At 52.8% G+C, this 12,921-nt stretch carries 11 protein-coding genes; 8 read left to right on the forward strand and 3 right to left on the reverse strand.

The features are described 5' to 3' along the window. Positions 1–220: 220 nt before the first annotated feature. The 4 genes from xylF to xylR all read left to right on the forward strand — a co-directional run bounded on the left by xylF (position 221) and on the right by xylR (position 5,505). On the forward strand, positions 221–1,216 hold the full coding sequence (xylF, locus tag FAZ14_RS10565) for a D-xylose ABC transporter substrate-binding protein (RefSeq protein ID WP_016941572.1): 996 nt from the start codon (positions 221–223) through the stop codon (positions 1,214–1,216). A gap of 90 nt (positions 1,217–1,306) precedes the next feature. Further along, entirely contained in the window at positions 1,307–2,848 is a 1,542-nt protein-coding gene (locus FAZ14_RS10570) for a xylose ABC transporter ATP-binding protein (RefSeq protein ID WP_029456364.1), read from the forward strand. Next, the gene (gene xylH / locus FAZ14_RS10575; protein WP_038926810.1) at positions 2,826–4,010 is read left to right on the forward strand and encodes a xylose ABC transporter permease XylH; all 1,185 of its coding nucleotides are present in this window, start codon (positions 2,826–2,828) and stop codon (positions 4,008–4,010) included. The genes FAZ14_RS10570 and xylH overlap by 23 nt, the downstream gene beginning before the upstream one ends. Before the next feature lie 235 nt (positions 4,011–4,245). Continuing rightward, complete coding sequence (gene xylR, locus FAZ14_RS10580) at positions 4,246–5,505, forward strand: D-xylose utilization transcriptional activator XylR (RefSeq protein WP_038926809.1); 1,260 nt, start codon at positions 4,246–4,248, stop codon at positions 5,503–5,505. 37 nt (positions 5,506–5,542) lie between these two features. Here xylR and FAZ14_RS10585 read toward each other — a convergent pair whose 3' ends face one another. Together FAZ14_RS10585 and FAZ14_RS10590 are read right to left on the reverse strand one after the other, a co-directional pair. Then, a complete protein-coding gene (locus FAZ14_RS10585; protein ID WP_085930106.1) occupies positions 5,543–6,115 on the reverse strand; it encodes a DJ-1/PfpI family protein in 573 nt (190 codons plus the stop codon). Between the two features lie 314 nt (positions 6,116–6,429). Continuing rightward, positions 6,430–6,708, reverse strand: a complete 279-nt coding sequence (locus FAZ14_RS10590; RefSeq protein ID WP_016941567.1) for a metal/formaldehyde-sensitive transcriptional repressor — start codon at positions 6,706–6,708, stop codon at positions 6,430–6,432. Positions 6,709–6,807: 99 nt separating this feature from the next. Between FAZ14_RS10590 and FAZ14_RS10595 the strand changes: the two genes are divergently transcribed. Both FAZ14_RS10595 and argG read left to right on the forward strand, forming a co-directional pair. Then, a complete protein-coding gene (locus FAZ14_RS10595; protein ID WP_016941566.1) occupies positions 6,808–7,698 on the forward strand; it encodes a nickel/cobalt efflux protein RcnA in 891 nt (296 codons plus the stop codon). 325 nt (positions 7,699–8,023) lie between these two features. Further along, positions 8,024–9,373 carry an argininosuccinate synthase gene (gene argG, locus FAZ14_RS10600; protein WP_016941565.1) on the forward strand — a complete coding sequence of 450 codons (1,350 nt, stop codon included), beginning with the start codon at positions 8,024–8,026 and terminating at the stop codon, positions 9,371–9,373. A gap of 146 nt (positions 9,374–9,519) precedes the next feature. On the opposite strand, the gene FAZ14_RS10605 is transcribed toward argG, so the two are convergent. Further along, positions 9,520–10,020 carry a MarR family winged helix-turn-helix transcriptional regulator gene (locus tag FAZ14_RS10605; protein ID WP_016941564.1) on the reverse strand — a complete coding sequence of 167 codons (501 nt, stop codon included), beginning with the start codon at positions 10,018–10,020 and terminating at the stop codon, positions 9,520–9,522. Between the two features lie 353 nt (positions 10,021–10,373). On the opposite strand from FAZ14_RS10605, the gene FAZ14_RS10610 reads away from it, so the two are divergent. Further along, positions 10,374–11,231, forward strand: a complete 858-nt coding sequence (locus FAZ14_RS10610; RefSeq protein WP_016941563.1) for a carboxylate/amino acid/amine transporter — start codon at positions 10,374–10,376, stop codon at positions 11,229–11,231. Positions 11,232–11,970: 739 nt separating this feature from the next. Next, the gene (locus tag FAZ14_RS10615; RefSeq protein WP_038926807.1) at positions 11,971–12,921 is read left to right on the forward strand and encodes a pseudouridine-5'-phosphate glycosidase; all 951 of its coding nucleotides are present in this window, start codon (positions 11,971–11,973) and stop codon (positions 12,919–12,921) included.

The following is a 12,921-nucleotide window of genomic DNA, read 5'->3' on the forward strand; positions in this document are numbered from 1 at the left end:
TAATCTGCAAAACCGCTCGCATGCTGATGTGTGAAGAAAGGGATTAACAAGATAAAAATATGACCGCTATCATAAAATAACAATTAAACCAAAAAACGTAATTCAGAGATAAAAATCAGCAATTGCTGAGCCTGACTTTTCTTGTCAACAATTCCCTGCAACGTAGCCGTAAGTGAAGTGACGTTTTTATCCCGCCTTCCTATAACAAAGGTACTCTACGATGAAAATGAAACACGTATTACTGTCAGTCTGTGCTGCACTGACCATGCTAGGCCAGCCGGGGTTTGCTAAAGAAGTGAAAATCGGTATGGCTATCGATGACTTACGCCTCGAGCGCTGGCAGAAAGACAGGGATATTTTTGTGAAAAATGCCGAAGAAAAAGGGGCGAAAGTGTTTGTGCAGTCAGCCAACGGTAATGAAGAAACACAGATTTCCCAGATAGAAAATATGATTAATCGCGGTGTCGATGTGCTGGTGATTATCCCTTATAACGGTCAGGTTTTAAGTAACGTGATTGCTGAAGCGAAACGAGAGGGAATAAAGGTACTGGCCTATGACCGTATGATTAATAATGCAGATATTGATTTTTACATTTCTTTTGATAATGAAAAGGTCGGAGAGCTTCAGGCAAAATATCTGATAAATAAGGTGCCACAAGGAAATTATTTTTTGATGGGTGGTTCACCGGTTGATAATAATGCCAAGTTGTTCCGTCAGGGGCAGATAAAAGTGTTAAAACCCTTGATTGATAGCGGCAAAATTAAGGTTGTCGGTGACCAGTGGGTGGATGCCTGGTTACCGGAGAATGCGCTGAAAATCATGGAGAACGCGCTGACCGCCAACAACAACAAAATTGATGCGGTAGTAGCCTCGAACGATGCCACGGCCGGTGGTGCGATTCAGGCGCTTTCCGCTCAGGGGCTGGCGGGTAAGGTCGCTATCTCCGGTCAGGATGCCGATCTGGCGGCCATCAAACGGATTGTGGCAGGGACCCAGACCATGACCGTTTACAAACCTATCAGCAAGCTGGCGCAAGAGGCGGCGACTATCGCAGTATCGCTGGGACAGGGGAAAAACCCGCAGTCCAACGCCACGCTCAATAACGGCAAGAGAGACGTTCCTGCCTTCCTGCTGACGCCGATTCCGGTCGACAAGATGAACATCGACAGTACGGTCGTTGCCGACGGATTCCACAAGAAAGCGGATATCTATTGATTGATGCGTCTGATTGACGCGTTCGCCTGCCGTCCGGCCGCCGCCACTGCGGTCGTGCCGGGCGAGCGGCATCGGCCAGGTGGAGGGGGTATGCCGTATCTGTTGGAAATGAAAAACATCACCAAGGCGTTTGGGGCGGTGAAAGCCGTGGACAATGTCAGTCTGCAACTGGAGGCAGGGCAGGTGTTGTCGCTGTGCGGTGAGAACGGCTCCGGCAAGTCGACGTTGATGAAAGTGCTGTGTGCGGTTTATCCGTACGGCAGTTATGAGGGCAGCATCAGCTTTGCGGGCGATGAGCTGCGGGCCGGGCATATCCGCGACACCGAGCAAAAAGGGATCGCCATCATTCATCAGGAGCTGGCGCTGGTCAAAAACATGACGGTGCTGGAAAACATCTTTCTTGGTAATGAGTGGACGCGCGGCGGCGTCATGGATTACGACGCCATGTACCTGCGCTGTCAGACCATGCTGGAACAGGTGCGTTTGAGCATTGACCCGCATACCCGCGTCGGTGAACTGGGGTTAGGCCAACAGCAACTGGTGGAGATAGCCAAGGCGCTGAACAAGCAGGTCAGGCTGCTGATTCTCGATGAGCCGACAGCATCGCTGACAGAAAAAGAAACCGCGGTATTACTGGATATCGTGCGTGACCTGCGTCATCACGGTATCGCTTGTATCTACATCTCCCACAAGCTCAACGAGGTCAAAGCGATTTCTGATGTGATTTGTGTTATCCGCGACGGCAGGCACATTGGCACCTGCCCGGCGGACTCGCTCAGCGAAGATCAGATTATCGCCATGATGGTGGGGCGCGAACTGACGGAGCTGTATCCAAACGAACCACATGAGATAGGCGAAGAGGTACTACGGGTCGAGCACCTGACCGCCTGGCATCCGGTTAATCGTCATATTCGTCGGGTGGATGATGTCTCGTTCAGCCTACGCCGGGGGGAAGTATTGGGGATTGCCGGGCTGGTGGGTGCGGGTCGTACCGAGACGGTGCAATGCTTGTTCGGTGCCTATCCAGGGCGCTGGCAAGGGGATATCCGGGTGGAAGGCAAACCGGTGACTATCCGCCATTGTCGACAGGCGATGGCGCTAGGGATCGCCATGGTGCCGGAAGACCGTAAAAAAGACGGCATTATTCCGGTGATGAGCGTAGCGCAGAACATCACACTGGCAGCGCTCGATCAGTTCACTGGCGCATTGTCAGTCCTGCGGGATGCCGACGAGCAGCACAGCCTGCGGGAGTCGATAGCTCATCTGAAAGTTAAAACCGCCTCGCCGGAACTGGCGATTGCCCGTCTTAGCGGCGGCAACCAGCAAAAGGCCATTCTGGCGAAGTGTCTGCTGTTGCGCCCGAAAATCCTGATTCTGGATGAACCGACTCGTGGGATAGATATCGGTGCAAAATACGAAATCTACAAATTGATCAATCAGTTGGTGAAGCAACAGATCGCCGTCATCGTGATTTCCTCTGAACTGCCTGAGGTTTTGGGCTTGAGTGACCGGGTGCTGGTGATGCATCAGGGGCGGCTCAAGGCGGATTTACCCAACCGTGGGCTAACGCAGGAGCAGGTGATGGAAGCGGCATTAAGGAGTGAGCATCATGCTGAAAACCTGGCTGTCTGACCGTGCGCCTGTACAGGCGGCGTCTTCCGGTGACGCCACGCGTCGCCGTTCTTTCAACTTACAGGTGTTGGTGATGATCGCGGCGATCATCGCGATCATGCTGTTTTTCACCGTTATGACCGAGGGAGCCTATCTTAGCGCCCGTAACATTTCCAACCTGCTGCGCCAGACCGCGATTACCGGCATTCTGGCGGTGGGCATGGTGTTTGTGATTATTTCCGCTGAAATTGACCTGTCGGTGGGATCCATGATGGGGCTACTGGGCGGTGTGGCGGCGATTCTGGATGTCTGGTACGGCTGGCCGTTACCCCTGACGGTGGCAGTGACCTTGTTATTGGGGTTACTGCTCGGGGCCTGGAATGGCTGGTGGGTGGCGTATCGCCGGGTACCGTCGTTCATTGTCACCCTGGCGGGCATGCTGGCGTTTCGTGGTGTACTGATTGGTATCACCAACGGTACCACGGTATCGCCTACCAGCCCGGCGATGTCGCAGATTGGTCAGAGTTATTTGCCGGATGGGGTGGGATTCTTATTCGGCGTGGTTGGGTTGATGCTGTTTGTGGCGTGGCGCTGGCGTCAGCGGTGGCGTCGTCAGCATCTGGGATTGCCGGTGGCGTCGGCGTCAGGCGATGTGACTCGCCAGTCGCTCATGGCCGTCCTGGTGTTGGGCGCTATCTATCTGCTCAATGACTATCGCGGCGTGCCGACACCGGTGCTGTTGCTGACGCTCATCATGCTGGGCGGCATGTTTATGGCATTGCGCACCGCCTTTGGCCGACGTATCTACGCGGTGGGCGGTAATATCGACGCCGCCCGGCTGTCAGGGGTGAATGTCGAACGCACCAAACTGGTGGTGTTTGCCATCAACGGCCTGATGGTGGCGGTGGCAGGGCTGGTACTGAGCTCCCGACTGGGGGCCGGGTCGCCGTCTGCGGGGAATATCGCGGAACTGGATGCTATCGCCGCCTGTGTTATTGGCGGTACCAGTCTGGCCGGTGGTGTCGGTAGTGTGGCCGGTGCGGTGATGGGGGCGTTTATTATGGCATCGCTGGATAACGGTATGAGCATGCTCGATGTGCCGACCTTCTGGCAGTACATCGTTAAGGGCGGCATTTTGCTGCTGGCGGTGTGGATGGATACTGCCACTAAACACAAAGCCTGAAAAACGTACGCTCTGAAAAACGTACGCTCTGAAAAACATAAGCTCTGAACACTGTGGATAGCCGGGATGACGGCGCATCTTTGCAAAATGAGCGAGACAGTTCGCAAAGTCAGTAAACGGGTTTGGGGTTGTCGGCCGACCGTGCTATGTAGGCGGAAGGTCGGCTTTCCGCGCCGGATGTTGTCCAGAAAGCCATGATGCTGCCGCCGCACGTATCCGAAGAGAACATATCGCTATGTTTGAGAAACGCTACCGCATTACGTTGCTGTTTAATGCCAACAAAGTATACGACCGGCAGGTGGTTGAAGGCGTCGGAGAATACCTGCAGGCCTCTCAGTGTGACTGGGATATTTTCATCGAAGAGGATTTCCGTTGCCGTATCGATAATATTCGCGACTGGCTGGGGGATGGGGTTATCGCGGATTTTGATGACCCGGCGATTATCGCCTTGCTGGCCGGGGTGCGGGTGCCGTTGGTGGGGGTCGGCGGCTCTTATCACAATCCACAGGATTACCCGCCGGTGCACTACATTGCCACCGATAATTACGCACTGGTGGAAAGTGCGTTTTTGCATCTAAAGAACAAGGGGTTGAACCGGTTTGCGTTTTACGGCCTGCCGACATCGGTGGGCAAAGGGTGGGCGCAGGAGCGGGAGTACGCTTTTCGCCAACTGGTGGCGGCCGAGCAGTATCAGGGCGTGGTGTATCAGGGCATGGAGACATCACCGGACAACTGGCAGTATGCCCAGAATCGGCTGGCGGACTGGATTCAGACGCTGCCGCCCCAAACCGGCATTATCGCGGTGACGGATGCCCGCGCCCGCCATTTGTTGCAGGTTTGCGAGCACCTCAACATCGCGGTACCGGAAAAGCTGTGTGTGATTGGTATCGACAATGAAGAACTGACCCGTTATCTGTCACGTGTCGCGTTATCATCGGTGGCGCAGGGCACACGACAAATGGGGTATCGGGCCGCCAAACTGTTGCATCAGTTGCTGTTGACGCCCAATGCGCTGCCGTTGCAGCGTATTTTGGTGCCGCCGCTTCGGGTCGTGGAACGCAGCTCGACGGATTACCGTTCAGTGCGCGACCCGGCGGTGATTCAGGCAATGCATTTTATTCGTCATCACGCCTGCAAAGGCATCAAGGTTGAGCAGGTGCTGGATGCGGTGGGGCTGTCACGTTCCAACCTTGAAAAGCGCTTCAAGGATGAAACCGGGCAGACGATTCACGGCATGATCCATGCCGAGAAGCTGGAGCGGGCAAGAAATCTGCTGGTCTCTACATCGTTGTCGATTAACGAGATTTCATCCATGTGCGGCTATCCCTCGTTACCGTATTTTTATTCGGTGTTTCGCAAGGATTATAATCTGACGCCGCGTGAGTATCGCGAGCGCTATGGCGAAGGGGGTTACGACGGTAATCGTTACGACAATCATCTCTGTGACAATCACCTTTACGACCATCATCAGGCGGTATTTTGTCGCTACCTATGACGGCACTGGTGCGCCGTCATCGTCGTCATGATGTGACTCAGGCGGGTACGCGCCAGTAGTCGTAATAGATATGCTCGACCTGGAAATTTACATCGTCTTTATCGTCGCTCAGTTTGCTGGCAAGGGTGAAGGCGAAGTCAAATGCGACGCCCAGCCCTTTGCCACTGATAAGGTTACCGTCCACCACGACTTTTTGGTCGACATACACACCGTCGGTAACATCCTTCCAGAGGTCGCCGGAGCAGACGTAATGGCGTCCTTTGAGCAAATGGTTACCGCCCAGCACTCTGGCTGCCGCTGAGCATAACGGGCAAATTAGCTTACCGGCGTCATCATGGCGGCGAATAAATTCTGTCACCATCGGGTTGGCGGCCAGGTTCACCGTGCCTTGCGGCCCGCCTGGGATCACCACGGCGTCAAACAGCCGGTCCATATTTCTTTCCAGCAGGGCATCGGCAAACATGCGGATATTGTGGTAGCTATGCAGCTCCAGCCGGTCGTGACAAGAAAGCAGGGTGACGTTGATTTTTGTACGATGTAGCACATCGATCACCATAATTGCTTCCGCTTCTTCGAATCCGGGAGCCAACAGAATGGCGACGTTCTTCATGGTATCTCCAGCAGTCATCAAGGGGAGTAACATCTGTGCCGCCGAGAATAGCAAAGAAATGGATTTCAATTGAAACATCGTTTTAATATTGAGTGGTGGGTCGCGTAATCGATGTTTACTCATCCGTGCAGGTGGTAATTAGCGTTATACTCGCTCCCTTCACGCTGTGATCACCACCCGACAAGGCAGGAACCTGACTCCGTGACGAGGTGGCTTCATGCAACCGATTTTCGCGCCCGTTTTCCCCTGAGTGTGGCCGTAATATTGTGACTTGATATGGTTACTTCATAGATATTGCTACTTCATAGATACTGTTACTTCATATAGGAGCGAATCACCGTCACGATCGCTTCCAAATCGGTGGCGCGTTCTGCCGGGTCTGCGTCTTCATTCATCAGGTGGTCACGGATGTGGCCTTCCAGCACTTCGCCCATCAGCCCGTTCACCGCGCCCCGAATGGCGGCAATTTGCTGCAGAATTTCCAGACATGAACGCCCTCCACCATCCAGCGCTTTTTCCAGTGCTTCTGCCTGACCTTTGATGCGTCTGACGCGAGTCAGCAGTTTCTTTTTTTCATGAATAGTATGCGGCATGGCGACTCCCGTCTTGTCTGACCCTATACTGGGGTATAGTATAATTATATCATTTTACCTTCAGGCTTACCCCTCAATCGCCTGATTCGGACGCTAACTATGACGGATTTTTCCTTACTTTTGCAGCAGGGCGTGACCAACGCCTGGTTGTTTATCCCTAGCGCCGTATTGTTAGGCGCGTTGCATGGCCTGGAGCCGGGGCATTCCAAGACGATGATGGCGGCATTTATCGTCGCGATCCGGGGAACGGTGAAGCAGGCTGTCATGCTGGGGATTGCCGCGACCTTGTCTCATACCGCTGTAGTCTGGTTGATTGCATTAGGGGGGATGTATTTGAGCCAGCAGTTTACCGCTGACTCCGCCGAACCCTGGTTGCAGTTTGTTTCCGGTGTGATCATCCTTGGGACGGCGAGCTGGATGTTTTGGCGCACCTGGCGTGATGAACGGGCGTGGAAACACCATCAGCATCACCCTGATCACACGCATCACGACCATCATCACGATCATGACCATGACCATCATAGCCATCCCCACCACAGTCATCATGGCGTTGCACATGCGGTTACTGAGTCTGGCCATTCGCATGACCCGCTACAGGAACAGGGTGAATATCAGGATGCGCATGAACGGGCGCATGCTAACGAGATACGTCAGCGTTTCGCCAACCGGGAAGCAACCAATGGGCAGATCCTGCTGTTTGGGTTGACCGGCGGGTTGATTCCCTGTCCTGCCGCGATTACGGTATTACTGCTGTGTATTCAGGTAAAAGCGTTTACGCTGGGTGCTGCGCTGGTGGTGTGTTTCAGTATCGGGCTTGCGTTAACGCTGGTGGCAGTGGGCGTGGGGGCCGCGCTGAGCGTGCAGCATGCCAGTCGTCGTTGGCCAGGGTTTGCGGCGCTGGCGCGTCGGGCTCCTTATTTTTCCAGCCTGCTGATCGCGGTGGTGGGGGGATATATGCTGCTGCATGGCTGGGTACGTTTGCCGCTATAACCGTATTCATACCGAAATTCATACCGACAGGATGCGCGGGTGAGGGTGAAAAATGGTGATTTTCTGGTCTTGTCTTGAGTCCGGCGGTTGCCGTAGTGAATTTTTTTCCTGAAAACCCGCCTCTTCTCTTCCGGTCTGCTGGAAAAGATGTTTAAATTATCAATCATAAATTTTGCATAAATATGCATTGATGCGCGGTGATTTAAGGTCATCGATTCTGAGGGTACCGCGTCGTGCGCGTTTCAATGCCTAACCAGATATTGCGTAACCCGGCGGCAGGGCTGCTAAGCTTAACGCCATCGAAATCAAGCAGGGACTAATAGTTATGACGACGATTTTGAAACATCTTCCGGTGGGCCAGCGGATTGGGATTGCTTTCTCCGGTGGTCTGGATACCAGCGCCGCCTTATTGTGGATGCGTCAGAAAGGCGCGGTACCGTATGCCTATACCGCGAATCTGGGGCAGCCGGATGAAGACGACTACGACGCCATTCCGCGTCGCGCCAAAGAGTATGGTGCAGAAAATGCTCGTCTGATCGATTGCCGTAAGCAACTGGTGGCAGAAGGGATTGCCGCGATTCAGTGCGGAGCGTTCCACAACACGACTGGCGGTATGACCTATTTCAATACGACCCCGCTGGGTCGCGCGGTGACCGGTACGATGCTGGTTGCAGCAATGAAAGAAGATGGCGTGAATATCTGGGGCGATGGCAGCACGTACAAAGGTAACGACATCGAGCGTTTCTATCGCTACGGTCTGCTGACCAATGCCGAATTGAAAATCTACAAACCCTGGCTGGATACCGATTTTATCGACGAACTGGGCGGCCGTCAGGAGATGTCCGAGTTTATGACGAAGTCGGGCTTTGACTACAAAATGTCGGCAGAAAAAGCCTATTCTACCGACTCCAACATGCTCGGTGCCACGCACGAAGCGAAGGACCTGGAGTTCCTGAATTCCAGCGTGAAAATCGTCAATCCGATCATGGGCGTGAAGTTTTGGGACGAAAACGTCCGCATTCCGGCAGAAGAAGTGACTGTGCGCTTTGAGCGTGGCCACCCGGTAGCGTTAAATGGCCAGACATTCTCTGATGACGTGGAACTGATGCTGGAAGCCAACCGCATTGGCGGTCGTCACGGTCTGGGTATGAGCGACCAGATCGAAAACCGTATCATTGAAGCGAAAAGCCGCGGTATTTATGAAGCCCCGGGGATGGCGCTGTTGCATATCGCCTACGAGCGTCTGGTCACCGGTATTCATAACGAAGATACCATCGAGCAGTACCATGCTCATGGTCGCCAACTGGGGCGTCTGTTGTATCAAGGCCGTTGGTTTGACCCGCAGGCACTGATGCTGCGTGATGCGTTGCAGCGTTGGGTTGCCAGCGAAATCACCGGTGAGGTGACGCTTGAGCTGCGTCGCGGTAATGATTACTCGATTCTGAATACGGTTTCGGACAACCTGACATACAAACCGGAACGTCTGACGATGGAAAAAGGCGAATCCGTGTTCTCGCCGGATGATCGTATCGGTCAGTTGACGATGCGTAATCTGGATATCACCGATACCCGCGAGAAGCTGTTCAACTACGTTGAAAGCGGCCTGATTTCTTCCGGTAATGCCGGGTTGCCGCAAGTCGCGCCCCAGTCTCTGCCGGATAAGTCCGCGAAATAAGCGCGTCCTGAAGGACATGTAATCTCTACAGCAATCATCTTTACAACAATAACCTTTACAACAACAAGGGCATCCAGTTGGATGCCCTTTTGTGTGTTATTTTTCGCTATTTGTTCGTGATTGCATGTTCGTGATTACATCGAGCATTAGCGGTTGTTCACTAAGTGTTTTTCAATGCGCCCGAGTAAGGTACGCAGCTGATTTTTTTCTTCTTCACTGAATGGGGAGAGGATGTCGCGTTCATTCTCCACGTGTTCTTCCACCACCCGATTGATGAGCGCGAAACCTTCATCAGTCAGTTGGATGTTGACTGAACGGCGATCGCCTTCAATCGGCATCCGTCGCAACCAGCCCGCTTGTTCCAGCCTGTCCAGACGGCTGGTCAGGGTGCTGTTGTTGATCATTAGCGCGCTGACAATTTGGGATGGGCTGATGGCATAGGGGGCTCCGCGTCTACGCAGTGTCGCCAGAATGTCGAATTCGCGGGCGCTGAGTTTGTACTTACCAAAGACCTTATCCAACGCGCGGTCAATCAACAGACTGGAACGAGAAAGGGTGCCAATAACCAACATCGGCTCAACATCGAGGTCGGGGCGTTCGTTGCGCCATTGCTGAACAATATCCGAGACTTCCAGGTAGCGTGCCATAGAGTAAATATCCTTAATTAATATAAAACCCATTCCTTTATTGAAGCGTAGGCCAATACCGTTACGCGATCAACACTACTGTAATATTCCTTAAAGAAATGTTCAATCAGATATGTTGTTGACACATTATTTACGGTTGCGTATATTACGAAATCGTAATATATAGTGTTACTTATGAATATCACGGGATGTGATGTGTCAGGATACAGGAAGATCGCCAGTAAGTAAGTCAGGAGAACTGCACATGGATGTGCGCCTTCTATACGGCCAGGGAGGCGGTACACGCCTCAGGCTGAGCCGGTTCAAACCGAATCGTGCTTTTTGACAGGAACAGTTTGAGGAAGGTTCATTTCGTGAAATTAAAAGATTTCGCCCTTTATGCTCCCTGTGTCTGGGGAACCACCTATTTTGTCACCACCCAGTTTCTTCCAGCCGACAAACCGTTGTTGGCTGCATTGATTCGTGCGTTACCTGCCGGTCTTATTCTTATTTTTGGTAAAAAACTGCCTCCGGTCAGTTGGTTATGGCGCTTGTTCGTGTTGGGCGCGCTCAATATCGGTGTGTTTTTTGTGATGTTGTTTTTCGCGGCCTATCGTTTGCCCGGCGGCGTTGTCGCTTTGGTAGGGTCGCTTCAGCCGCTGATCGTCATCCTGCTGTCTTTCCTGCTACTGATGCAGCCGGTGCTGAAGAAACAAATAGTGGCCGCCATTATCGGCGGTATTGGCATTGTGTTGCTGATTTCCTTACCGTCGGATCCGCTGGATCCGGCCGGGTTGGTGGCATCGGTAGTAGCGACGATAAGTATGGCGTCTGGTCTGGTGCTGACCAAGAAATGGGGTCGCCCGGCAGGGATGACCATGCTGACGTTTACCGGTTGGCAGTTGTTTTGTGGCGGGTTAGTGATTCTGCCGGTACAGATACTTCTGGAGCCGCTGCCGTATGCCTTCACCTTGACCAATCTCGCCGGCTATTTCTATCTGGCGATCCCCGGTTCCCTGCTGGCCTATTTCATGTGGTTCTCTGGTCTTGAGGCCAATTCCCCGGTGATCATGTCCATGCTGGGCTTCTTCAGCCCAATGGTTGCTCTGTTACTGGGTTTTTTATTCCTTCATCAGGGATTGTCCAGCCCACAATTGATTGGCGTGATATTAATTTTTACGGCAATTATCATCGTGCAGGATATCCCGTCATCTGGCAGGGGGGAGAATTGAAAAAATGACACATTTCGGATTACTCCTGGCTAAAAATTCTTAGTGTATACCCTTCATACCTCAAGTTGCAGGTGTGTTGGCTGCGTTACTCGGCCCATTCATGGGTCTCGCCCCTTCGGGGCCGCTGCCAACAGCGTTCAAATCGGCTTACGCCAATTTGTCACTCACCCCAGTCACTTGTGTAAGCTCCTGGGGATGAAATGAGAGACATCCTGTCTCTCACCGGAGGCCAGCCGTTGGCTGGTCAAATTCGTTCCCAACGATTTGTCGCTTGATTGCCGCGTGGCAAGGCTCTAAAGGGTCAACGTGTGGCGTTGTTCAACACGCCAGTGTGTTGTCCTGCAACTCGAATATTTGGGTTATATACAGAAAACGTTTCTACTGCCGGGTGGAATTGGGTGTTGAAAAATGTATACGCGAATTTTTCACAGTTACGTCGGAAATTTTTGTGTTAATAATATGTTGATCAATACATTCTGGTGATTAAATTAATAGTTTATATCTTGCAGACAAGAATGAATTTTTCTCATTTAATGAACAGGAAATACACTAATGGCTAAGATTTTTCATTAGTGATTAATATAAATCGATAGTGGCCCACAATATATTATTATCAATAATATCATGTAACTAATGATTGTTATGTCATTGATATCAGACGTGACTCCCACCTGCATCTGCGGGAAAGACGTCGCCCGGATATAACCTGACATAATCACCCCCAGGATGAGAGAATATTATGCCTAAAACGGATTTTGAGCATGAATTGCTGCGGTTTAGCGACGAAGTAAAAGACGCGCTGCATACCGGGAAACCGGTCGTAGCGTTGGAGTCGACCGTGATTGCTCACGGTCTGCCTTACCCTGACAATGTCGCTACCGCCAGAAATATTGAAGCGGCTGTTCGCGCTGAAGGGGCGATTCCTGCGACGATTGGCATCGAAAACGGTCGGTTTTTGATTGGTATGTCGGATGCCGATCTCGAGCGTTTTGGGGCGACGAAAGGGATTGTGAAAACCAGTAGCCGTGATATCCCGGTGATTCTGGCGCAAGGTGGCAAAGGTGCGACCACTGTGGCGTCATCGCTGGTGGCAGCAGACCTGGCGGGGATTCCTTTCTTCGCGTCGGCAGGGATTGGCGGTGTGCACCGGGGGGCGGAAAAGTCGATGGATATCTCCGCTGATTTGATCCAGTTCACCCGTTCCCGGGTGGCGGTGGTCTGTGCCGGTGCCAAGAGTATTCTCGACCTGGGTCTGACGCTCGAATATCTGGAAACCCAGTGCGTGCCTATCATTTCCTATCAATCTGACGATTTCCCCGCGTTTTACTGTCGCTCCAGCGGTTTCCCCAGCCCTCACCGACTGGACGATCCGCACGTTGTTGCCCGCGCCATTGACATGCACTGGAAGTTGGGGAACCGCAGTTCGGTGTTGATTACCCACCCGATTCACGACAGCGATGCCATTGGTAAGGACGAGGTCGAGTCGATTATCCGTGAGGCGGCAATTCAGGCAGAGCATGAAGGTATTCGCGGGCCGGGTGCCACGCCGTATCTGATGCGTGCCGTCGCTAAAGCGACGCAAGGCCGAACAGTGAAAGCGAACATGTCGGTGTTGATCAGTACTGCGGCGCTGGCGGGCCGCCTGGCCTGCGCTCATACCGACTATTTGCGGCAGCAAAATCAGGCATAA

This window comes from Dickeya oryzae (assembly GCF_009372235.1).
Classification (GTDB): domain Bacteria; phylum Pseudomonadota; class Gammaproteobacteria; order Enterobacterales; family Enterobacteriaceae; genus Dickeya; species Dickeya oryzae.

What these genes read in the sequence shown, in the direction of transcription:
- xylF (WP_016941572.1), top strand. Translation starts at nt 221, where the DNA reads ATGAAAATGAAACACGTATTACTGTCAGTCTGTGCTGCACTGACCATG.
- FAZ14_RS10570 (WP_029456364.1), top strand. Translation starts at nt 1,307, where the DNA reads ATGCCGTATCTGTTGGAAATGAAAAACATCACCAAGGCGTTTGGGGCG.
- xylH (WP_038926810.1), top strand. Translation starts at nt 2,826, where the DNA reads ATGCTGAAAACCTGGCTGTCTGACCGTGCGCCTGTACAGGCGGCGTCT.
- xylR (WP_038926809.1), top strand. Translation starts at nt 4,246, where the DNA reads ATGTTTGAGAAACGCTACCGCATTACGTTGCTGTTTAATGCCAACAAA.
- FAZ14_RS10585 (WP_085930106.1), bottom strand. Translation starts at nt 6,115, where the DNA reads ATGAAGAACGTCGCCATTCTGTTGGCTCCCGGATTCGAAGAAGCGGAA.
- FAZ14_RS10590 (WP_016941567.1), bottom strand. Translation starts at nt 6,708, where the DNA reads ATGCCGCATACTATTCATGAAAAAAAGAAACTGCTGACTCGCGTCAGA.
- FAZ14_RS10595 (WP_016941566.1), top strand. Translation starts at nt 6,808, where the DNA reads ATGACGGATTTTTCCTTACTTTTGCAGCAGGGCGTGACCAACGCCTGG.
- argG (WP_016941565.1), top strand. Translation starts at nt 8,024, where the DNA reads ATGACGACGATTTTGAAACATCTTCCGGTGGGCCAGCGGATTGGGATT.
- FAZ14_RS10605 (WP_016941564.1), bottom strand. Translation starts at nt 10,020, where the DNA reads ATGGCACGCTACCTGGAAGTCTCGGATATTGTTCAGCAATGGCGCAAC.
- FAZ14_RS10615 (WP_038926807.1), top strand. Translation starts at nt 11,971, where the DNA reads ATGCCTAAAACGGATTTTGAGCATGAATTGCTGCGGTTTAGCGACGAA.